Origin of the sequence: Methyloceanibacter sp., from assembly GCF_041573655.1 — a bacterium.
In the GTDB taxonomy this organism is placed as follows: domain Bacteria; phylum Pseudomonadota; class Alphaproteobacteria; order Rhizobiales; family Methyloligellaceae; genus Methyloceanibacter.
The window spans coordinates 1-19893 of the sequence record NZ_JBFFQD010000039.1 but is presented as its reverse complement, the minus strand read 5'-3'; the positions used below and the strand labels follow the sequence as shown (position 1 = coordinate 19893).

The window sequence follows — 19893 nt, the reverse complement described above, 5'->3', positions numbered from 1 at the left end:
TCAACTGGGGCAAGGAGGGCGACTGCAATTTCGGCCTGTTCCTAACGCTATGGGATCGCGTGTTCGGCACCTTCCAAGCGGAGCCATCCAGATCGATCGAAGCGCACGACATGGGTATCGACGAGGTGCCGAACTTCCCCAAGTCGTATATCGAACAGTTGATCTTCCCGTTCATCTATAAGCCTGGCGCCGGCGAACCGGACCTCAACAAGGCCGAGACACCGGCCCACGAGGCGCGCCGCATCGTCGACGCGGCCGAGTAAGCCAGCCGCAACGCATTTGCAATCAACCAAGGTCAGTACTTGCCGGATTGCCGGGTCAAGCCGGGCAATGACGACGTTGCCGCCGTGCTGCCCTAAGTGTTCATCGAGTCGAAGAACTCGGCGTTGTTCTTGGTCTGCTTCAGCTTGTCGTTGAGGAACTCGATCGCGTCCATGGTGCCCATCGGGTTGAGGATGCGGCGGAGCACGTACATCTTCTTGAGCTGATCGCCAGGAACCAAAAGTTCTTCCTTGCGGGTGCCGGACCGGGCGATGTCGATGGCCGGGAAGACGCGCTTGTCGGCGACTTTGCGGTCGAGCACGAGCTCGGAGTTACCGGTGCCCTTGAACTCTTCGAAGATGACCTCGTCCATGCGGCTGCCAGTGTCGATCAAGGCCGTCGCGATGATGGTGAGCGAACCGCCTTCTTCGATGTTGCGGGCAGCGCCAAAGAAACGCTTCGGCCGCTGCAAGGCGTTGGCGTCGACGCCACCGGTCAACACCTTGCCCGAGGACGGCACCACGGTGTTGTAGGCGCGGCCGAGACGCGTGATCGAATCGAGCAGGATGGCCACGTCGCGGCCATGCTCAACCAAGCGCTTCGCCTTCTCGATGACCATCTCGGCCACCTGCACGTGACGCGACGCCGGCTCGTCGAACGTCGAGGACACGACCTCGCCCTTCACCGAGCGCTGCATGTCGGTCACTTCTTCCGGCCGCTCGTCGATCAGGAGCACGATCAGATAGCACTCCGGATGATTGGCGGTGATGGCATGGGCGATGTTCTGAAGGATCACCGTCTTACCGGTGCGCGGCTGCGCCACGATGAGGCCACGCTGGCCTTTGCCGATGGGCGCCACGATGTCGATGACGCGGCCGGTCTGGTCCTTCTTGGTCGGATCGTCCGTCTCCATCTCGAGCCATTCGTCGGGATAGAGGGGCGTCAGATTGTCGAAGTGAATCTTGTGGCGCTGCTTCTCGGGCTCCTCGAAGTTGATCGTGTTGACTTTGAGAAGCGCGAAGTAGCGTTCGCCGTCTTTCGGACTGCGGATCTGGCCTTCGGCGGTGTCGCCAGTGCGAAGACCAAAGCGGCGGATCTGCGAGGGCGAGACGTAGATGTCGTCAGGCCCGGCGAGATAGTTCGAGTCGGGCGACCGCAAGAAGCCGAAGCCGTCTTGCAGCACCTCGACAACGCCCGTGCCGGTGATGTCGACCTCGCGGGCGGCGAGTTGTTTCAGGATCGCGAACATGAGCTCTTGCTTGCGCATGGCGCTCGCGTTCTCGACTTCGACCTCCTCGGCGAAGCTCAGGAGCTCCGTCGGCGATTTGGTCTTTAAATCTTGCAGCTTCATTTCTTGCATGCGCTGCCACTCCAAAATGGAAAAGCGTTGATTGTTGATGTTTCGATATCGCGCTTCGTTCGCGCGGGTATCAGGGAAGGGGTGGGATATGCCTCGGCGGGACGGCGATAAGCGGCGCCTGCTCCAGTCCCGGTCGTCCGATCTTTTTTGAGGAAGGCCGGACCGCGAGAGGCGTCCCGGAATGGATGCGAGTCGCTTTATAGCAGAGCCCACCTGCATACGGAATAGGCTTCAAGCCTCCTTGTCACGCTCTTTGTCAGAAAGGCCGCACCACCACCAGGATGACGATAGCGATCATCAGGAGCGTCGGGACCTCGTTGGCGATGCGGTAGAAACGCTGGGAGTGCGTGTTTCGATCCGCAGCGAAATCGCGCGTCCACCGGGCCAAGAGTCCCGTGAAGCCCGACAGGATGACGACGAGGACCAGTTTGGCGTGGAGCCAGAAATCCCGCGACCAGTCGATCAGGGGCGAAAAGGCGAGAATCAGGCCAAAAATCCAGGCCAGGATCATGGCCGGGGTGACGATGGCGCGAAGGAGCCGCCGCTCCATGATTTTGAAGGTCTCGGACTGCTCGGAGCCCGGCTTGGAGGCCGCGTGATAGACGAAAAGCCGCGGCAGATAGAGCACGCCCGCCATCCAGGCGATGACCGCGATGATGTGGAAGGCCTTGATATAGGAGAGAATTTCAGCGGGCATTGCAACGGTCATGGCGGCCTTAAGCGCCCTTCACCAGGGCGACCAGTCTCTCGACATTCTCGATTGGGGTCTCCGGCAAGATGCCATGACCCAGATTGAACACGAAGGGCCCCTCACCAAGCGTCTCCAGGATGGTTCTGACGCGGGTCTCCAGGGCCTCACCGCCCGCCAGCAGCAGGACCGGGTCGAGATTGCCCTGCACAGGCAACAGGTGCGCTTGCAGCCGGTTCCGGATGAACCCCAAGGGAAGGCTGGTATCGCAGCCAATGGCGTCGATCCCGGTCTCGGCCGCATAGACCTCACTTGAGGGCCCTGCGCCTTTGGGGAAGCCGATCACGGGGATATCAGGGTGGGCGGCCTTCACGCGGGTAACGATGGCCTTGGTAGGGGCGATGCACCAGCGCGCGAACTCGTCCTCGGGCAGGCTTCCCGCCCAGCTGTCGAAGATCTGGATCGCGCTGCAACCTGCCTCCACCTGGCCGATCAAATAGGCGCTGGAGGCCTCTATCAGCGTGTCGATAAGGGCCTGGAAAGCTTCAGGGTCGCCATAAGCCAAGCGCCGCGCCGCCGCCTGGTCCTTGCTGCCGGCGCCTTCGACCATGTAGGTCGCCACCGTCCAGGGCGCCCCGCAGAAGCCGATCAACGGGACCCCGTCTGGCAGTCCCGCCACCACGCGCTCCACGGTCTCATAGACCGGTGCCAGCCGCTCTGAGGCGCCTGCAAATTCCAGCCTGGCGATCGCCGCCCCATCGCGCACCGGATCGAGCTTGGGCCCTTCGCCCTCCACGAACGTGACCTGCTGACCCAGTGCAAAGGGCACGACCAAGATATCGGAGAACACGATGGACGCATCGAAGGCAAAACGGCGAAGCGGCTGCAAGGTCACTTCGGCGGCCAATGCCGGCGTCAGACAGAGATCGAGAAAGGAGGGAACGGTCCGCCGTACCTCTCGGTACTCGGGCAGATAGCGGCCCGCCTGACGCATCAGCCACAAGGGCGGGGGTGCGTTCGTCTCGCCCTGGAGAGCCGCCAGAAACGGGCTCGATGGCGATAAGGCCTCAGACATGTGTCTCTCACTAAAACTAATAAAGAGATTCCTTAAGAGAGTTTCTTTTATTTCTGTTAGGGCGTGGATAGCGGACATTCACGATCATCACCAGTCTGTCGACAGGTTAGGTAAGCGCCAGTTTGAAAGTTTGAAGATTGAAAGGTCGGGCTGTGGCCGGCTTGCCTTGAAAAGCGACTTAACAGTCTGGTTCGCTATGGCTTCTAGATAGCCCGCAGGTCTGGATTACATTGGGATGGCTTGTGGGCATCTACCGTTTAGAGCTGGGGATCAAAAAGGGTATTGTGGGCCTCTGCGGAACAGAGGTCATGTTTTCGACACAAGCGAATCTGTGAGGAAGTAGGACTCATAACTTCTGGTAAGTGGGGACAGCCTCAGGGCCCGCGAAGTTACGCCCGAAAGCCTGACGGTTATCCAAAGGCCATACATGGATATCCAACGAACGTTTCATCTGCATTTGGTCTCCGACGCGACCGGCGAAACGCTGGCAACAATCGCCAAGGCGGTCAGCGTTCAGTACGCGATGGTGCGCGCGACGGAGCATCTGCATCCTCTGGTGCGCAGCCGGCGCGAGTTGGACCGCATATTGAAGGAGGTGGAAGCGCAGCCGGGCATCGTGCTCTACACGCTGTTCAACCGCGAGATGGCCGATGCATTGGAGCAATCGTGCAAGGATCTCAATATTCCTTGCATCGCGCCATTGAAACATGTGCTTCAAGTGTTCGATTCGTATCTCGGCATGGCCTCGACGCCGACCGTGGGCGGACAACACCAGCTCGACGCCGATTATTTCCGCCGCATCGAAGCTTTGAACTTCACCATGCTGCACGACGACGGGCACCTGCCGGAGAATCTGGACGATGCCGACATCATCTTGCTCGGCATCAGCCGCACGTCTAAGACGCCCACGAGCATCTATCTCGCCAATCGTGGCTTCAAGACCGCCAATGTGCCCCTCGTTCCCGGCATGACACCGCCGCCGCAGATCGAAGAGGAAACGAAGGCGTTTGTCGTGGCGCTGGTGGCGAGCCCGGAACGAATCGCGCAAGTGCGGCACAACCGGGTCATTGAACATGCCCACGGTCATTTGGCGGACTACGTCGACCGCGATGCCATCGCCGCGGAGATCGCCCAGACGCGGCAGCTTTGCGCGCGCCATGGCTGGCCGATCATCGACGTGACGCGCCGCTCCATCGAGGAGTCGGCGGCGGCGATCATCCGCCTTTATCACGACCGCGAAGCGCCGGCGTTGGAAGCATGACGGGATTTGCGCAAACCGGCTGTCCGCCGCTGATCCTGGCGTCGACCAGCAAGACGCGCGCGCGGCTTTTGGAGTCCGCCGGCCTTGCCTTTCTGTGCGAGGCGCCGGGGGTCGACGAAAGCACCATGCGCCAGGCGATCAGTGGTGAGGACGCGCTCGGTCCCCATGATGTGGCGGAGGTGCTGGCGCGCGCCAAGGCCGAGGCGGTAAGCGATGTTGCGCAAGGCGCCTATGTCATCGGCGGCGATCAGGTTCTTTGCTTTAAGGACCGGATCATCTCCAAGCCGGACAGTATGGAGGCAGCCCGCGCGCAGCTCCTTGACCTCAACGGCAAGACGCACCAATTGCACACCGCCGTCGCGCTCGCCACAAACGGTGAGACGGTGTGGGCCTATACGGACGTGACGACGTTGACCATGCGCAAGCTTTCGCCGGAATTCATCGGCCGCTATCTCGCCGCCGCCGGCGATGCAGTCTTGTCGTCTGTCGGCGCTTATCAGATCGAATCGATCGGCATTCAGCTGTTCGAAAGGATCGACGGCGACTTCTTCTCCATTCTCGGCCTGCCGCTGCTGCCGCTCCTCGACGCCCTTCGGCGCCAGGGCGCGATCGAGGGTTGAGCATGAGCCCCCGCGCTTGCGTCATCGGCTGGCCCGTCGAGCACTCCGGCTCCCCGGTAATCCACCGCTATTGGCTCGACCAATACGGGATCGACGGCGCTTACGAAAAAGAGGCGGTTCGCCCTGAAGACTTGGAGCGCTTCGTCCAGCAGCTTTGGACCAATGGCTATGTGGGCGCCAATGTCACGCTGCCCCACAAGGAGGCGGCGTTGCGTGCGGCTCGCTCTGCCGATGAGGCGGCGATAGCGATCGGCGCGGCGAACACGCTGTGGCTGGACCCCGATGGCGCTCTCCACGCCAGCAACACCGACGCTTATGGTTTCATGACCAATCTCGACGCGAAGGCGCCGCAATGGAGAGCGGCCAAGGGCGACGTCATAGTGCTCGGCGCGGGCGGCGCCGCGCGGGGCATTCTCTATGGCCTCCTGAAGGCGGGTGTGCCCCGCGTCCTTCTCACCAACCGCACGCGGGAGCGGGCCGAGACGCTGCGCGAAGCTTTTGGCCCGAAAGTCGAGGTCATCGACTGGGCGGCACGAAACGAGGCGCTTGCCGGCTGCGGTCTCCTGGTCAATGCGACCAGCCTTGGCATGACGGGCCACAAACCGCTCATCATCAACATCGCCGCGCTGCCGAACGATGCCGTTGTGTCCGACATTGTTTATGTGCCGCTGGAAACGCCGCTCCTGAGGGACGCCCGCACGCGCGGTCTGGCAACCGTCGATGGGCTTGGCATGTTGCTGCACCAGGCCGTGCCCGGCTTCGAGCGCTGGTTCGGCGTCCGGCCGGAAGTCACACCAGAACTGACCGCGCATGTCGTGGCCACGTTGGGAGAGGACTAATGCTGGTGGTTGGTCTCACCGGCGGTATCGGCATGGGCAAGAGCTCGGCCGCCGCGCATTTCCGCGAACGCGGCGTCCCCGTTTTCGACGCGGACGCCTATGTGCACGCGCTCTACGAAGGGGCGGCGGTGCCGGCCATCGAGGCGGCGTTTCCCGGCACGGTCCGCGACGGCCGGGTCGACCGCGCGAGGCTCGCCAGAGAGATCGCAGGCGCGCCGCAGCGCCTCGCCGAGCTGGAAGCCATCGTGCATCCGCTTGTGGTGCAGGCCGAGATCGATTTTCTCTGTGCGGAAGAGAAGAAGGCAACGACGCTCGCCGTGCTCGACATCCCGCTTCTGTTCGAGACGGGCGCGGAGAGCCGCGTTGATGTCACCATAGCGCTCAGCACGCCGGCCGCCGTGCAGCGGACGCGCGTCCTGACGCGGCCCGGCATGACGAAAGAGAAGTTCGAAGCGCTTATTGCCCGCCAACTCACGGACGCGGAGCGCCGGGCGAGGGCCGATCTCGTCGTGGATAGCGGATCGACACTGGAGAACTTGCACACCCAACTCGATCGATTGCTCGAATCGCTGCAAACTCGGGACGGTACGGTCATGGAGCAGTTGCGTTCACAAAAGTCCTAGCCGGAGGTTCTAAGCGTTGCGCGAGATCATTCTCGATACCGAGACCACAGGGCTTGATGCTTTCGACGGCGATCGCATCGTCGAAATCGGCTGCGTGGAACTCGTCAACAGCATCGCCACGGGCCGCACCTGGCATTGCTACCTGAACCCCGAGCGCGACGTGCCGGAGCAAGCCTTCAAGGTGCACGGTCTCTCGACCGATTTCCTCAGCGACAAGCCGTTGTTCGAAGAGCGGGCCGACGCGTTTTTAGAATTCGTCGAGGGGTCGATGCTCGTCATCCACAACGCTTCCTTCGACTTCGGGTTTCTCAATGCGGAACTGGAACGTGCGTCACGCCCTCTTTTGAATTGGGATCGGGTGATCGACACGCTGGCCTTGGCCCGGCGGCGGCATCCCGGCGCGCCCGCAAGCCTCGATGCACTGTGCCGCCGGTATGGCATCGATCTCAGCGAACGCGATTTGCACGGCGCACTTCTCGATTGCCGCCTGCTGGCCTCTGTCTATGTGGAGCTGGTGGGCGGGCACCAGGCGCGGCTCGAATTTGCCACCAACGGCGCACAAGCCGCGATCCTTCAGGCGCGGGAATCGGCGGTCCGTACGCGGCCGGCGCCACTCGCTCCTCGGGTTAGCGAGGCGGAGCACGAAGCGCATAGCGCGTTCGTCGCAACGCTCGGCGAGGATGCGCTGTGGCTGCGCTACGCCTGATCGTCTTCTTCTGAGAGGTTAGTTCGGCTGGGCCTGCGCGGCTTTCTGATCCCCTGCCATGTTCTGCGCATACAGCCTGGCGAAGTCGATCGGGTCGAGCATCAGCGGCGGGAAGCCGCCATCGCGGACGACATCGGACAGAACACGCCGCACGAAGGGGAATAGGATGGTCGGGCAGTCGACGAACATGATCGGCTGCAACATGTCTTGCGGAACGTTGACGATCCGGAACACGCCGGCATAGACCAGCTCGGCATTGTAGATCACGCCTACATCGCTTTTGGCGTGGGCCTCGATATTGACGGCCACTTCGTAGATGTCCTCGCCGCGCGCACCCGCATTGACGTTGACGCCAACTTTCAGCTGCGGGTTCTCGCCCGGGCCTTGAAGGGTTTGCGGCGCGCCCGGGCTTTCGAACGACAGGTCCTTGACGTATTGGGCGACGACGTTGAGCTGCGGCCGCGCATTCGCGCCCTCGCCGGCTGTCGACGGTCCGCTGCCGCCGGCTGTTGCCGGGGCTTCCTTTGGCGTCGGTCCATCGCCATTGGTCCTCTTCGCGTTGTCGTCTTTCGGCTTCCTGGCCATGGGGCTCTCCCTCACGCGGCTAATGCGTCTGTTGGCTAGCACGGCACGTTTGGGCCCGCAATTCGTACGCTGGCGCTGCTAGCGCCCAAATTAAGTGCCCCGGCCTTTAGGGTTGGCTTCGCGTCGGGGAATGCCGTAAGTTGAGCTAAGAATGCTGCTGCCGGGCCAACTTGGCTGCGGCGGAGGCTCCCGCTAGAAAATCGATAGGCGCGCAACGATATTGGTCCTGACGCATTTCGCATATGACTTGCGGGTTTCAGCGAGCGACGCGCGTGGCGGCAAGGCATGAGTGAAGTTTTCGACATCTATACATTGCTGTTCCTGGTGCTGGCGGTCGTGATCTTCATCCGGCTGCGCGGCGTACTAGGACGGCGCACGGGCAATGAACGCCCGCCTTACGATCCTTACACGCGCCCCGATGCCAAGCAGGCGGGGACGCCCGAAGGCACCGTGGTGGCGCTGCCGCGCGGCCGCACGGGCAAACCGGCCGGCGAGAACGCCGGACCGACGCAAGAAGACATCGACGAACGGCTCGAACGCTATGCCACTAAGGACAGCCCGCTCGGCAAGTCGCTGACGGCACTGATCAAGGTCGACCCCAGCTTCGACCCGGGACAGTTCTTGGATGGCGCCAAGGTTGCCTACGAGGTCATCGTGGGCGCGTTCGCCGACGGCGATGAGAAGACGCTGAAGCAATTGCTCGGCGACGACGTGCTCGACGGCTTCATGCGGGCGATCGACGAGCGCGAAGGGCGCGGCGAACAGCCGCAGACGACGCTGGTCGGCATCGACAAGGCCGACATTCTGGAAGCCGAGATCAAGGACAAGCAGGCTTTCGTCACGGTGAAATTCGTGAGCGAGCTGATCTCTGTCACGCGGGACGGCGAAGGCGATGTCGTTGACGGCGATCCCACGAAAGTTCGCGAGGTGACCGACATCTGGACGTTCGCCCGTGGCATTGACTCGCGCAATCCCAACTGGAAGCTCGTCGCCACCGAAGCGGCGAACTAGCCGGACCGTGACGTCGCGCGGCCCGGCGGCAGACCCGTTCGATCGCGACTTTCCGCCGCTCTCATTCGACATGCTGGAAGGTTGGGAGGACGACGATCATCTCGCCGCCTTCCGTGCCTTTCTGAAATCGTGCGAGCACGATGCTTTGAGCGATCTCGAGAAGGCCAGTTTTCCCCGCGAGGAGGCCCTGGCGCTCGGCCCCGATATCGGCAAAGACGCCGCGCGCGAGTTCTTCGAGACGCATTTCACGCCCCGGTGCCGGTATGACAGCCGGCTCGATGACGGCTTCGTCACCGGCTATTACGAACCGATGGTGCGCGGCGCACGCGAACGGAGCGCGCAATATTGCGTTCCCGTCTATGGCCGGCCCGACGATCTCGTCATGCTTTCCGATGATCTCTACCGCGCGGCGGCCAATGACAGGGTCAGCGCGCGGCGGGACTGCGGTGACGCGCTCGAGGATTACTTCACGCGCGCGCAGATCGAAGACGGCGCTCTGAAGGATCGCGGGTTGGAGGCGCTCTATCTCGACGATTGGATCGAGACGTTCTTCATGCACGTGCAAGGCTCAGGGCTGGTGCAGCTCGATGACGGCACTGAAGTGCGCCTCGCTTACGACGGCAAGAACGGTCATCCCTATACGTCCATCGCGCGGCAGCTGGTCGACCGGCGCGAAGTGTTGCCGAAGGACATCGACATGGAGAAGGTCAAGGCCTGGCTGCGCGCCGACCCGGAGCGGGGTCGCGCGCTGATGCAGGAGAACCAGTCCTACATCTTCTTCCGCGAACTTGAGCGTGACGAGGGACGCGACGGTCCCTTGGGTGCGGAAGGCGTGCCGCTCACCGCGGGGCGGAGTCTCGCCGTCGATCCGGTCTACACGCCGCTAGGCTGTCCGGTCTATCTGCTTGCCGCCAATCTGCCGTCCGAAAGAGGCCCGGAGTTCGCCCGGCTGATGATTGCGCAGGACGTGGGCTCGGCAATTCGCGGACCTGAGCGTGGCGATATCTTCTGGGGCTCGGGCGAGGCCGCCGGGGCGATCGCCGGCACCACGCGGCATCTGGCGGTTTTCATCTTCCTGCTGCCGAACCCTTAACGGAATTCGCGCTATGGTCCGCCCCGATGGGCAAGCGCGACGGCGAAAAATCAGACATCGAGGACGACGCTGACTTGTGGGTGCGGATCGCCCAGACGGCGACGCCGCTCAAGAACAAGAACCGCGTCACCCGGGTCGGCGCGGCGCCGAAGCCTGCCGTCCCGCCGAAGACCAAGACAGCCGCCAAGGTGGCGGCGCGGGCCGAGCCCGCGGCCGTGCCACGGCCAAGCCACACACCAAGCAAATCCGGTCTCGACCGGCAGACGGCGCGCAAGCTCGACAAGGGACGGATCGCGGTGGAGGCCAAGCTCGACCTTCATGGCATGCGCCAGCGGCACGCGCACGCCGCGCTGCGCAAGTTCATCAAATGGGCGCAAGTGAAAGACTACCGCCACGTCCTCGTCATTACGGGAAAGGGAACGCCCCGCGCGACGCCTGAAAGCTTCTACGAAGAAGAAGCCCGCGGTGTGCTGCGCCAGGCCGTGCCGCACTGGCTCACCCACGGCGATCTGGCGCCGCTGGTCGTCAGCGTCTCGGAAGCCCCGCGCCGGCTCGGCGGCGAAGGCGCACTCTATGTGCGGCTGAGGCGGGCTGGACGCTAAAGAATAAACTTCGAGAGGTCAGCGTTCTTGGCGAGGTCGCCGATGTGATCGCGCACGTAAGTTGCGTCGATGGTGATCGTCTCGCCGTGCTTGTCGGCGGCCTCGAAAGAAATCTCGTCGAGAACGCGCTCCATCACGGTCATCAGACGCCGCGCGCCGATATTCTCAACAGATGTGTTCACCTCGACGGCAATATCGGCGATGGCGTCGATAGCGTCCTCGGTAAAGTCGAGCGTCACGCCCTCGGTCTCCATCAGCGCCACATACTGGTTGATGAGGCAGGCTTTCGGCTCGGTGAGAATGCGGCGGAAGTCCTTGCCGGTGAGCGCACGCAGCTCCACGCGGATCGGCAAGCGGCCTTGCAGTTCGGGCAGCAGGTCCGAGGGCTTGGCGATATGAAACGCGCCCGAGGCAATAAAGAGAATGTGGTCGGTCTTGACGGGGCCGTGCTTGGTGCCGACCGTGGTGCCTTCGATGAGAGGCAAGAGATCGCGCTGCACGCCTTCGCGTGACACGTCGGCACCGACGCGCTCGGAGCGTGCGCAGATTTTGTCGATCTCGTCGAGAAACACGATGCCGTTATTCTCGACGTTGCGAATGGCCTCCTGCACGATCATGTCGTCGTCGATCAGCTTGTCGGACTCCTCGGCCATCAGAATGTCGAAGCTGTCCTCAACGGTGACGGTGCGCGACTTGGTGCGCTGGCCAAGCGCTTTGCCGAGCATATCGGAGAGATTGATCATGCCGACCTGGCTGCCGGGCATGCCGGGAATATCGAAGGACGGCATGGACGGCGCCTCTGCGACCTCGATCTCGATTTCCTTGTCGTTGAGCTCTTCGCTGCGCAATCTCCGGCGGAAGGATTCCCGGGTCGACTCGCTCGCGCCCGCGCCGACCAGCGCATCGATGACGCGTTCCTCGGCGTTGAGTTGCGCCTTGGCCTCGACCTCCTTGCGCTTGGTGTCGCGCACCAGCCCGATGCCCGTCTCGACGAGATCACGGACAATCTGCTCCACATCGCGGCCCACATAGCCGACCTCGGTGAACTTGGTGGCCTCGATCTTGATAAAGGGCGCACCGGCAAGTTTTGCCAGACGGCGAGAGATCTCTGTCTTGCCGACGCCGGTCGGGCCGATCATCAGAATGTTCTTCGGCAGCACCTCCTCGCGCATGTCGCCTTCGAGGCGCTGGCGGCGCCAGCGGTTGCGAAGGGCAATAGCGACGGCGCGCTTGGCGTCACGCTGGCCGACGATGTGGCGGTCGAGCTCCGAAACGATCTCGCGGGGGGAAAAGGCGGTCATGAACTCCGTTACTCGCTACTTGGACGCATCGAGCGTTTCGACGGTCACGTCGTCATTGGTGTAAACGCAAATCTTGGCGGCAATGGCCATGGCCTTGCGCGCGATGCCTTCCGCATCGAGATCGGTGTCGAGCAGGGCGCGCGCGGCGGCGAGCGCGTAAGCGCCGCCCGAGCCGATGCCCATCACCGCGTCGTCCGGCTCCAGCACGTCGCCCGTGCCGGTAAGGACGAGAGTCTCGTCCGGGTCGGCGACGATCATCATGGCTTCGAGCCGGCGCAAATAGCGGTCCGTGCGCCAGTCCTTGGCGAGCTCCACGCAGGCGCGCTTGAGCTGGTCAGGGAAGCGCTCCAGCTTCGTCTCCAGCCGCTCAAAGAGGGTGAAGGCGTCGGCGGTGGAGCCGGCGAAACCGGCGATGACCTGGCCGGAGCCCACCCGGCGGACCTTCCGGGCCGAGCCCTTGATGATGGTCTGGCCGAGGGAGACCTGGCCGTCTCCGGCGATCACCACCTTGCCGGCCTTGCGGACCGTCAGAATCGTGGTGCCGTGCCACGTGTTGGGGGAATTGTGGGATGAACTCATTGCTGCAATGCGATATCGGCTCACGCGGCCCATTCGTCAAGCCGTGCCTGGGCCTTGTGCCTAACGGGGCGTTGGGCTTGAGCGATTTCAGGGCGGCTCCAGGCCACCACGACCGCCTAGCGCACCAGGTCCTGAAGCGGCGGGAGGTTGGCCCCGACGACCCGCCAGCGCAGGCCCTCCAATGCCATTACGGTCCCCACGGTGGGCGAATCGGGTTTATCCGGGTCCTTCAGGTCCACGGTGAAGGTGGTGGGCGATGAGAAGAAGGCCCATTTGACGAAATCGGCGAAGCCCTCGCCTTGTCGCCGGTGCTCCACCACGACGGGGGCCTCCAAGAGCCCCTCCGGCGTGACCAGGCTTTCGACCGTCGAGTCCACCAGGTCGGGGGCGAACAGCTGGCTCAGCACCTCGCCAAAAGCCCCTAAAATCGGCCGTTTTTCGGCTATTTGGCCGGCCTTGGCCATGACCTGGCCCTTCGCGTCCGCCTGGATATCCGACCGCAATTTGGGGAAATCCACCAGCTGCTCCAGGGAGGCCTTGTCGTTGTTCATGAGGGCCTTGTCGATCCAGTAGAGCGTGAGGAAGGGGTAGCCCACATAGGCGACGGCGAGGATGAGCAGGAGCAAGAACAGTCGGCGCATGGGGATTCCTTACCTTGTGAGCGTCCGCCATAGCACTGATGGATGACGGGGCGTATAAGCCGGGGCGTGGGCCTCAGGTCTCTTTTGCTTAAGGCCTTGGAGCTAAGCTGACAAACATGCAGAAGCGAACAAAATCACCGGAATCCCGGACGGCGAGCGTCGATCGCCGCACCAAGGAGACCAAGATCAGCGCCACCGTCGACCTCGACGGGACGGGCGCTTACGACGTCTCCACGGGCGTGGGCTTCCTCGACCACATGATCGAGCAGCTTGCCCGGCACTCGTTGATCGACATCGCCCTGACGTGTGATGGCGATCTTCATATCGACCAGCACCACACGACGGAGGATTGCGGTATCGCGCTGGGCCAGGCCTTGGCCGAGGCGCTCGGCGATAAAGCCGGGATCACGCGCTATGGCGCGGCCTACCTGCCGATGGACGAGACGCTGACCCGCGTTGCGCTCGACGTATCGGGGCGGCCGTTCCTCATCTGGGACGTAGAGTTCACGCGCGCCAAGATCGGCGACATGGACACCGAGCTGTTCCGCGAGTGGTTCCAGGCCTTCGCGCAGAACGCAGGCATCACGCTGCATGTGGAAAATCTCTACGGCGAGAATAACCACCACATCGCCGAGACCTGCTATAAGGCGCTCGCCCGCGCACTGCGCCAAGCAATCGCCATCGATCCGCGGCAAAGTGGACGGGTGCCCTCCACCAAGGGCCAGCTCTAAACAAGGCGCCGGCCGCAATGTTCGCCGGCCAAGAGTGATCTGACGTGACCGTCTATAACGTGTACGAGCCCCCGGAAGGCGACGACGCCGATACGCTGGCGCGCGCCGACAAAGTGACCTTCGTCAAAGATGGGTTCAACTGGGTTGCGCTCATCGTGCCGGTGTTCTGGCTGCTGTTTCAGCGCATGTGGATCGAATTCATCGCGGTGCTGGTGATCATCGCCGGAATGCAATGGGTGTTCGGGCCTGGCGAGGCCGGCCGGCAGGTGGCGGGCCTCGTGACGCTCGCGCTCACCGTGCTGTTTGCGTTCGAGGCAAACAATTTGCGCGGCTGGGCATTGCAGCGGCGCGGCTACCGGTTCGCAGGAACGGCGTCGGGCCGCGACCGCGCCGAGGCGGAGCGCTCCTTCTTCACCGCGTGGCTCAAGGAGCAGCCGGGCCGCCCCCGCAGCCCGAAACAAGCTGGCGAAAAATCCGCAACCCTCGTACAGGCACCTTTGGCGCCGCAGTCCAGTGACACCGAAGAGGTCATCGGGTCGTTTCCGCGGAGCTGAAACCGATGCACGTCGCCATCATCGATTACGGCTCCGGCAATCTCCACTCCGCCGCCAAGGCCTTCGAGCGTGCCGCCGGCGAGCAGGGCTCGCCGCTCGACATCAAGGTCACCGCGAAACCGGAGGAGGTGTTCGCGGCTGACCGCGTCGTTCTGCCGGGGGTCGGCGCGTTCGCCGATTGCAAGGCGGGGCTCTCGGCCGTTCCCGGCATGATCGAAGCGCTGGAAGAGACCGTACTGAATCGTGGGAAACCGTTTCTCGGCATCTGCGTCGGGCTCCAGCTCATGGCCAGCAAGGGCCTGGAGCATGGCGTGACGCGAGGGCTCGATTGGATCTCCGGCGACGTGCGCGCGATTGCACCCGACGACGTTTCGCTCAAGATTCCGCATATGGGCTGGAACACGTTGCAGCTTAGGGAACGCCATGCGTTGCTCGACGGCATTCCGACGGGCGACGAGGGGCTGCACGCCTATTTTGTGCACTCCTATCACTTCGTGCCGGAAAACGGAGCGGACCTGATCGCGACCACCGATTACGGTGGGGCGGTGACCGCGTTCGTTGCGCGCGATAATATGGCGGGAAGCCAGTTCCACCCGGAGAAGAGTCAGAAGCTCGGCCTGGCGCTGATCGGCAACTTTCTAAAGTGGCAGCCATGATCCTTTATCCAGCCATCGATTTGAAAGACGGACAATGCGTGCGGCTCGTCCAGGGCGAGATGGACCAGGCGACGGTGTTCAACGTCGATCCGGCCGCACAAGCAAAGGACTTCGAGGCGCAAGGCTTCGAGTGGCTGCACGTGGTCGATCTCAACGGCGCATTTGAAGGCAAGCCTGTGAATGGCGCGGCGGTGGAGGCGATCTTCGCGGCGACGCATCTGCCCATCCAGCTCGGCGGCGGTATTCGTGACCTCGACACCATCGCCATGTGGCTCGACAAGGGGATCGACCGCGTGATTTTGGGCACTGCGGCGGTGCGCGATCCCGATCTCGTGCGCGAAGCGGCGCATGACTTTCCGGGCTGCATCGCCGTCGGCATCGATGCGCGCGACGGCAAGGTGGCCATCGAAGGCTGGGCGGAAACGAGCCAGACGACCGCGCTCGATCTTGCGCGCCGTTTCGAAGACGCTGGTGTCGCGGCGATCATCCACACCGACATTGCGCGCGACGGCGTGCTCGAAGGACTCAATCTCGACGCCACGAAAGAAATCGCCGACGCTGTCGCCATTCCAGTGATTGCCAGCGGCGGGCTTGCCTCGATCGACGACATCAAGCGGCTACTCGAACCGGCTTACGAAAAACTCGACGGCGCCATTACCGGCCGGGCGCTCTATGACGGACGTCTCGATGCGAAAGAAGCGCTGGCGCTGATCGTCGCGCGCTACGGCCATCACGGCGTGACGGGGCAGTACTGATCCCATGTTGAAGGTACGAGTAATCCCCTGTCTCGATGTGAAAGACGGGCGCGTCGTCAAGGGCGTGAACTTCGTCGACCTGCGCGACGCGGGCGATCCGGTGGAGGCGGCGACGGCCTACGACCAAGCCGGCGCGGACGAGCTGTGCTTTCTCGACATCACCGCGAGCCACGAAAAGCGCGGCACGATCTTGGACATCGTGTGCCGCACGGCGGAGCGCTGCTTCATGCCGCTCACGGTTGGCGGTGGCGTGCGGGCGACCGAAGACGTGCGGGCGCTGCTCGAAGCGGGCGCCGACAAAGTTTCGATCAACACCGCAGCGGTGAACGACCGGCAATTGGTGCGCCGGGCAGCGGAGAAGTTCGGCGCGCAATGTATCGTCGTTGCCATCGACGCCAAGCGTGTCAGCGCGAACGGCGATGTGCCGCGCTTCGAGATCTTCACCCATGGCGGCCGCGAGCCGACGGGCATCGAGGCGATCTCCTACGCAGAGGAGGTCGTGTCGCTCGGCGCCGGAGAAATCCTGCTGACCTCCATGGACCGCGACGGCACGCGCGAGGGCTTCGACATTGAGCTGACCAGCGCCATCGCCGATGCGGTTTCGGTTCCGGTAATCGCGTCTGGTGGTGTCGGCACGCTGCAGCATCTGGTGGACGGGGTGCAGGGGGGGCATGCCTCGGCGGTCCTGGCCGCCTCGATCTTCCACTATGGCGAACACACGATCGGCGAGGCCAAGCGCTACATGGCCGATGCCGGGCTGCCCATGCGGCTCGATCCCTAAAGGCCGCGATTGGCCCATGGTCGACTATTCCCACCGTCCCCGCCACGGTGTATGAGCCTTGAGCTTGAGCGAGGATCCCTATGAGCAAGAATGCATTGGAGCGGCTTGCGGCCACCATCAAGGCCCGTCGCGATGCGCCCGATGACGCGTCCTATACCAAGCGCCTCCTGTCCCACCCGTTGAAGCCCGCCAAGAAGCTGGGCGAGGAGGGGGTCGAGGTGGCGCTTGCCGCTGTGTCTGAGGACAAGGCCGCACTGATCTCGGAGACCGCCGACCTGCTTTACCATCTGCTGGTGGTGCTGGAGTCCCGGGATGTGAGCCTTGAGGACATTTACGCCGAACTCGAGCGGCGCAGCGCAGAGGCCGAGGAGAAGAAGCGAAAGGCCGCTTCGGTCGAGTAGACCGGTGCGTCGCACTCCGTCATGAACCTCCGGCCTTCCGTCGTCTTCTCTCCCTACTCGACCTATTCGCGCGAGGAGTGGGCGCGGCTTCGCGACGACACGCCCCTGACGCTCAACGAGGCGGATCTCGAAAATCTTTCGGGCCTGACGGAGCGAATCTCGACCGACGAAGTGGTGGAGATCTACCTGCCTTTGAGCCGGCTCCTCAATCTTCATGTCGAAGCCAGCCAAGGCTTGCACGGCGATACGGAAAACTTTTTGGGCAAAGGCGCCGGCAAGATGCCCTTCATCATCGGGCTCGCCGGCAGCGTGGCCGCAGGCAAGAGCACGACCGCGCGTGTGCTTCAGGCGCTATTGGCGCGCTGGCCAAGCCATCCCGACGTGGCGCTGGTACCGACGGACGGTTTCCTGTTTCCCAATACGGTGCTCGAGGACCGCGATCTTATGGGCCGCAAAGGGTTTCCCGAGAGCTACGACCTGAAGCGGCTGCTCCGCTTTTTGGGAGACGTAAAGTCGGGGAGGTCGGCCGTGGAGGCGCCCGTCTACTCGCACCTCGTTTACGACGTGCTGAAAGACCAGAGGCTCGTGGTCGACCGGCCCGACATCGTCATTGTCGAAGGACTGAACGTACTGCAGCCGGCCACGCTACCAAAAGACGGCCGCGCCATTCCGTTCGTCTCGGACTTCTTCGATTTCTCGATCTATATCGACGCGGCCGAGGGGCTCGTGGAGACCTGGTACGTGGAGCGCTTCTTGCGTTTGCGGCAGACGGCGTTCCGCGATCCCGCGTCCTATTTCCACCGCTACGCGACGTTGTCGGAGAACGAAGCGCGCGACACGGCGCTGTCGATCTGGCGCTCGATCAATCTGCTCAATCTGACGGAAAACATCCTTCCCACGCGCCAGCGCGCCGATCTCATCTTACGCAAAGGCGCCGATCACGCCGTGGAGAGCGTCGAGCTTCGCAAGTTGTAAGGGGGCGGGGCCTAGTACCCGTTTGCGTAGAGCTGGTCGGAGCCAAGCCCGATATTCAGACGCAGCATCGTGCGCGTTGCGAACGCGTCGGTGTTGGTGATGCGCGTCGTATCCGCCGGTCCATTGGCGTAGTGCATCGATGGCGCCGAGGAGATGTACTCGTAGTCGGTCCACAGAGACACGCTGGTGCGTCCGCTGAGCTGCTTGCGCGTCTCAAGGGACAACGTGCCAATAAAGGCGAAATCGTCATCGGACGTGGACGTCCGCGTTGTAACGGGTCCGGTGAAGTTGCCGTTGTAATCCGTCGAGGCATTGTAGAAGCCGGCGGTCGCGTTCAGATAGGTGCGGAACCCTAAACGATCCAAGACGCCGCCTTGGCCTTTGAGCCACTTGCCGACCACCGGAACGAAACCAAAGCTGTACTCGCCGCCAATGCCGATATAGCCGCCGGTATAGGTCGTATCCAGGGTTTCCCGTAAGGTGAAGGCCGTCCCAGTCGCGCTGCGGATCCGATTGTCCTGGTCGATGCCGCGCACGTCGAAGCCGACGATGAAGTAGTCGTGGCGGTACATCTCAGGCTTTACCTCTTGGGGTGCGCCCGTTCCGAATTTGAGCTCGGCTTGCGCGCCCCAATAATCCGCGTCGCGATCTGCCTTGGTGCTGAGCGTCGCACTGTTGAAGGTGAAGCCACCTGTCGGATCAGTGACGACGCAGGTGGTGGGACTGCCGTTACATCCGACCAAGCGATCCGTTTCGACATTCGCCCAGAAACCCTTGAAGGCGCCCGTCACCATCCAGCCGCCCCAATTGCCGAGCGATGTCTCGATGCCGCCGGCTGCTGAGCCACCGGCGTCCCAAAAATCTTTCTCGGTATTACCCTGCCGGGTCACGCTCGTGGTGCCACGGACCCCTGTGAACTTGATCTCGGGAAGCGAGAGGAACTGGACGCCGCCGCCGGCCCAAATCCTGGTGCCGCCAGATGTGCCCGTGATGTAGTCCTGCGCCAGCACCGGCTGTGCAAACAGCGCGGCGCCAAAAAGCGTTGCGGCAAATATATGAAGCGGTCTCGGCATTCGCCGGCCCCCGAAGCACATCATTCGAACCGTTGTGAACAAGATAGCAGGCGAATCGCTCCCGATGAGCGCCACAATCACGTCTTAGGCGTCGATTTTGGCTCTGCGTGGCACTTTAGCAACAATGGATCGTTGCCAAGTTTCTTTTCTAATCCAGTAGGTTACGCTTTTTGGCCAAGTCGGCCAGGGAAGCTTCAGGCCGTGCCCCGATATGGGAGATGACCTCCGCCGCGGCCAGGCTGCCGAGGCGCCCGCAAGCCGCCAGGGGCAGTCCTTGGGTCAGCCCATAGAGGAAGCCCGCCGCATAGAGGTCGCCGGCGCCCGTGGCGTCCAACACTTCGGACACCGGATCGGCGGGGACCTCCGTCGTTTCGCCCCGGCCCACAATCACCGAGCCTGCCTCTGACCGGGTCAAGACTGCCAGCTCGCAGTCTTGCAGCGCGCGGTCGGCGGCCTCTTCAAACGTGTTCACCTCGTACAACGTCGTGATCTCCTTCTCGTTGGCGAAGACGATATCGGCGTCTTCACTGACGAGTTTGCGGAAGTCGTCGCGGTGACGTTCGACGCAGAAGGGATCCGAGAGGGTCAGCGCCACTTTGGCGCCGGCGGCTTTGGCAAGCTTCGCCGCCTCGCGGAACGCCGCCTTGGCGGCTTCTTTGTCGAACAGATAGCCTTCGAGATAGACAATTCTGGCTGCGCCAATCATCTCAGCGTCCATGTCG

25 protein-coding genes are annotated in these 19893 nt (G+C 62.9%); 16 read left to right on the top strand and 9 right to left on the bottom strand.

Translation table 11 applies throughout. From position 1 onward, the window contains the following. Positions 1–263 (top strand): sterol desaturase family protein (locus ABY454_RS09445; RefSeq protein ID WP_372930138.1); only part of this gene is annotated, 263 nt, incomplete at its 5' end. A gap of 92 nt (positions 264–355) precedes the next feature. Here the strand turns inward: ABY454_RS09445 and rho are convergent. The 3 genes from rho to hemE all read right to left on the bottom strand — a co-directional run bounded on the left by rho (position 356) and on the right by hemE (position 3384). Then, a complete protein-coding gene (gene rho / locus ABY454_RS09440) occupies positions 356–1621 on the bottom strand; it encodes a transcription termination factor Rho (RefSeq protein ID WP_372930136.1) in 1266 nt (421 codons plus the stop codon). A 256-nt stretch (positions 1622–1877) separates the two neighbouring features. After that, on the bottom strand, positions 1878–2330 hold the full coding sequence (gene hemJ, locus ABY454_RS09435; RefSeq protein ID WP_372930135.1) for a protoporphyrinogen oxidase HemJ: 453 nt from the start codon (positions 2328–2330) through the stop codon (positions 1878–1880). A 7-nt stretch (positions 2331–2337) separates the two neighbouring features. Then, positions 2338–3384 (bottom strand): uroporphyrinogen decarboxylase, encoded by a 1047-nt coding sequence (gene hemE / locus ABY454_RS09430; protein ID WP_372930133.1) that lies wholly within the window; start codon positions 3382–3384, stop codon positions 2338–2340. Between the two features lie 427 nt (positions 3385–3811). Here hemE and ABY454_RS09425 point away from each other — a divergent pair, with 427 nt between their 5' ends. From ABY454_RS09425 to dnaQ, 5 genes are read left to right on the top strand one after another with little or no spacing between them, the layout of a single operon-like run. Continuing rightward, complete coding sequence (locus ABY454_RS09425; protein WP_372930131.1) at positions 3812–4645, top strand: pyruvate, water dikinase regulatory protein; 834 nt, start codon at positions 3812–3814, stop codon at positions 4643–4645. Beyond that, positions 4642–5265, top strand: coding sequence for a Maf family nucleotide pyrophosphatase (locus tag ABY454_RS09420; RefSeq protein ID WP_372930130.1), 624 nt, complete (start codon positions 4642–4644; stop codon positions 5263–5265). The genes ABY454_RS09425 and ABY454_RS09420 overlap by 4 nt, the downstream gene beginning before the upstream one ends. 2 nt (positions 5266–5267) lie before the next feature. After that, entirely contained in the window at positions 5268–6104 is an 837-nt protein-coding gene (locus tag ABY454_RS09415; protein ID WP_372930129.1) for a shikimate dehydrogenase, read from the top strand. Continuing rightward, positions 6104–6727 carry a dephospho-CoA kinase gene (coaE, locus tag ABY454_RS09410; protein WP_372930128.1) on the top strand — a complete coding sequence of 208 codons (624 nt, stop codon included), beginning with the start codon at positions 6104–6106 and terminating at the stop codon, positions 6725–6727. The genes ABY454_RS09415 and coaE overlap by 1 nt, the downstream gene beginning before the upstream one ends. 16 nt (positions 6728–6743) lie before the next feature. Next, entirely contained in the window at positions 6744–7433 is a 690-nt protein-coding gene (dnaQ, locus tag ABY454_RS09405) for a DNA polymerase III subunit epsilon (protein WP_372930126.1), read from the top strand. Between the two features lie 18 nt (positions 7434–7451). On the opposite strand, the gene secB is transcribed toward dnaQ, so the two are convergent. Continuing rightward, positions 7452–8018 carry a protein-export chaperone SecB gene (gene secB / locus ABY454_RS09400; RefSeq protein ID WP_372930124.1) on the bottom strand — a complete coding sequence of 189 codons (567 nt, stop codon included), beginning with the start codon at positions 8016–8018 and terminating at the stop codon, positions 7452–7454. Between the two features lie 285 nt (positions 8019–8303). Between secB and ABY454_RS09395 the strand changes: the two genes are divergently transcribed. Genes ABY454_RS09395 through ABY454_RS09385 form a run of 3 tightly spaced genes read left to right on the top strand, consistent with a single transcriptional unit; the run spans position 8304 to position 10724 of the window. After that, positions 8304–9029, top strand: a complete 726-nt coding sequence (locus ABY454_RS09395) for a Tim44/TimA family putative adaptor protein (RefSeq protein ID WP_372930122.1) — start codon at positions 8304–8306, stop codon at positions 9027–9029. 7 nt (positions 9030–9036) lie between these two features. Further along, positions 9037–10122, top strand: a complete 1086-nt coding sequence (locus ABY454_RS09390) for a murein transglycosylase A (RefSeq protein ID WP_372930121.1) — start codon at positions 9037–9039, stop codon at positions 10120–10122. A gap of 26 nt (positions 10123–10148) precedes the next feature. Continuing rightward, positions 10149–10724 carry a Smr/MutS family protein gene (locus ABY454_RS09385; protein ID WP_372930119.1) on the top strand — a complete coding sequence of 192 codons (576 nt, stop codon included), beginning with the start codon at positions 10149–10151 and terminating at the stop codon, positions 10722–10724. Here the strand turns inward: ABY454_RS09385 and hslU are convergent. The 3 genes from hslU to ABY454_RS09370 form a co-directional block, all read right to left on the bottom strand. Further along, entirely contained in the window at positions 10721–12025 is a 1305-nt protein-coding gene (hslU, locus tag ABY454_RS09380) for an ATP-dependent protease ATPase subunit HslU (protein ID WP_372930118.1), read from the bottom strand. The genes ABY454_RS09385 and hslU overlap by 4 nt on opposite strands. 15 nt (positions 12026–12040) lie before the next feature. After that, positions 12041–12604 (bottom strand): ATP-dependent protease subunit HslV, encoded by a 564-nt coding sequence (gene hslV, locus ABY454_RS09375; RefSeq protein WP_372930116.1) that lies wholly within the window; start codon positions 12602–12604, stop codon positions 12041–12043. A gap of 116 nt (positions 12605–12720) precedes the next feature. Beyond that, positions 12721–13245: a DUF2939 domain-containing protein gene (locus ABY454_RS09370; protein ID WP_372930115.1), complete on the bottom strand. Its 525-nt coding sequence runs from the start codon at positions 13243–13245 to the stop codon at positions 12721–12723. Positions 13246–13361: 116 nt separating this feature from the next. Here ABY454_RS09370 and hisB point away from each other — a divergent pair, with 116 nt between their 5' ends. The 7 genes from hisB to coaA all read left to right on the top strand — a co-directional run bounded on the left by hisB (position 13362) and on the right by coaA (position 18098). Further along, positions 13362–13976, top strand: coding sequence for an imidazoleglycerol-phosphate dehydratase HisB (gene hisB, locus ABY454_RS09365; RefSeq protein ID WP_372930113.1), 615 nt, complete (start codon positions 13362–13364; stop codon positions 13974–13976). A gap of 44 nt (positions 13977–14020) precedes the next feature. Further along, positions 14021–14530 carry a DUF2628 domain-containing protein gene (locus ABY454_RS09360; protein ID WP_372930112.1) on the top strand — a complete coding sequence of 170 codons (510 nt, stop codon included), beginning with the start codon at positions 14021–14023 and terminating at the stop codon, positions 14528–14530. 5 nt (positions 14531–14535) lie between these two features. After that, positions 14536–15186 (top strand): imidazole glycerol phosphate synthase subunit HisH, encoded by a 651-nt coding sequence (hisH, locus tag ABY454_RS09355; RefSeq protein ID WP_372930111.1) that lies wholly within the window; start codon positions 14536–14538, stop codon positions 15184–15186. Then, a complete protein-coding gene (hisA, locus tag ABY454_RS09350) occupies positions 15183–15941 on the top strand; it encodes a 1-(5-phosphoribosyl)-5-[(5-phosphoribosylamino)methylideneamino]imidazole-4-carboxamide isomerase (protein ID WP_372930109.1) in 759 nt (252 codons plus the stop codon). Before hisH ends, hisA begins: the two co-directional genes overlap by 4 nt. A 4-nt stretch (positions 15942–15945) precedes the next feature. Further along, entirely contained in the window at positions 15946–16722 is a 777-nt protein-coding gene (gene hisF, locus ABY454_RS09345; RefSeq protein WP_372930108.1) for an imidazole glycerol phosphate synthase subunit HisF, read from the top strand. Between the two features lie 80 nt (positions 16723–16802). After that, on the top strand, positions 16803–17123 hold the full coding sequence (gene hisE, locus ABY454_RS09340; protein WP_372930106.1) for a phosphoribosyl-ATP diphosphatase: 321 nt from the start codon (positions 16803–16805) through the stop codon (positions 17121–17123). A 21-nt stretch (positions 17124–17144) separates the two neighbouring features. Continuing rightward, positions 17145–18098: a type I pantothenate kinase gene (gene coaA, locus ABY454_RS09335; protein ID WP_372930105.1), complete on the top strand. Its 954-nt coding sequence runs from the start codon at positions 17145–17147 to the stop codon at positions 18096–18098. Positions 18099–18109: 11 nt separating this feature from the next. Here coaA and ABY454_RS09330 read toward each other — a convergent pair whose 3' ends face one another. Together ABY454_RS09330 and ABY454_RS09325 are read right to left on the bottom strand one after the other, a co-directional pair. Next, positions 18110–19171, bottom strand: coding sequence for a hypothetical protein (locus ABY454_RS09330; RefSeq protein WP_372930103.1), 1062 nt, complete (start codon positions 19169–19171; stop codon positions 18110–18112). A 148-nt stretch (positions 19172–19319) separates the two neighbouring features. Continuing rightward, positions 19320–19893: adenosine kinase (locus ABY454_RS09325; protein ID WP_372930102.1), on the bottom strand; the 574-nt coding region annotated here is incomplete at its 5' end.

Coding starts and splice junctions, on each gene's coding strand:
- rho (WP_372930136.1), bottom strand. CDS start 1,621: ATGCAAGAAATGAAGCTGCAAGATTTAAAGACCAAATCGCCGACGGAG.
- hemJ (WP_372930135.1), bottom strand. CDS start 2,330: ATGACCGTTGCAATGCCCGCTGAAATTCTCTCCTATATCAAGGCCTTC.
- hemE (WP_372930133.1), bottom strand. CDS start 3,384: ATGTCTGAGGCCTTATCGCCATCGAGCCCGTTTCTGGCGGCTCTCCAG.
- ABY454_RS09425 (WP_372930131.1), top strand. CDS start 3,812: ATGGATATCCAACGAACGTTTCATCTGCATTTGGTCTCCGACGCGACC.
- ABY454_RS09420 (WP_372930130.1), top strand. CDS start 4,642: ATGACGGGATTTGCGCAAACCGGCTGTCCGCCGCTGATCCTGGCGTCG.
- ABY454_RS09415 (WP_372930129.1), top strand. CDS start 5,268: ATGAGCCCCCGCGCTTGCGTCATCGGCTGGCCCGTCGAGCACTCCGGC.
- coaE (WP_372930128.1), top strand. CDS start 6,104: ATGCTGGTGGTTGGTCTCACCGGCGGTATCGGCATGGGCAAGAGCTCG.
- secB (WP_372930124.1), bottom strand. CDS start 8,018: ATGGCCAGGAAGCCGAAAGACGACAACGCGAAGAGGACCAATGGCGAT.
- ABY454_RS09395 (WP_372930122.1), top strand. CDS start 8,304: ATGAGTGAAGTTTTCGACATCTATACATTGCTGTTCCTGGTGCTGGCG.
- ABY454_RS09385 (WP_372930119.1), top strand. CDS start 10,149: ATGGGCAAGCGCGACGGCGAAAAATCAGACATCGAGGACGACGCTGAC.
- hslU (WP_372930118.1), bottom strand. CDS start 12,025: ATGACCGCCTTTTCCCCCCGCGAGATCGTTTCGGAGCTCGACCGCCAC.
- hslV (WP_372930116.1), bottom strand. CDS start 12,604: ATGAGTTCATCCCACAATTCCCCCAACACGTGGCACGGCACCACGATT.
- ABY454_RS09370 (WP_372930115.1), bottom strand. CDS start 13,245: ATGCGCCGACTGTTCTTGCTCCTGCTCATCCTCGCCGTCGCCTATGTG.
- hisB (WP_372930113.1), top strand. CDS start 13,362: ATGCAGAAGCGAACAAAATCACCGGAATCCCGGACGGCGAGCGTCGAT.
- hisH (WP_372930111.1), top strand. CDS start 14,536: ATGCACGTCGCCATCATCGATTACGGCTCCGGCAATCTCCACTCCGCC.
- hisA (WP_372930109.1), top strand. CDS start 15,183: ATGATCCTTTATCCAGCCATCGATTTGAAAGACGGACAATGCGTGCGG.
- hisF (WP_372930108.1), top strand. CDS start 15,946: ATGTTGAAGGTACGAGTAATCCCCTGTCTCGATGTGAAAGACGGGCGC.
- hisE (WP_372930106.1), top strand. CDS start 16,803: ATGAGCAAGAATGCATTGGAGCGGCTTGCGGCCACCATCAAGGCCCGT.
- coaA (WP_372930105.1), top strand. CDS start 17,145: ATGAACCTCCGGCCTTCCGTCGTCTTCTCTCCCTACTCGACCTATTCG.
- ABY454_RS09330 (WP_372930103.1), bottom strand. CDS start 19,171: ATGCCGAGACCGCTTCATATATTTGCCGCAACGCTTTTTGGCGCCGCG.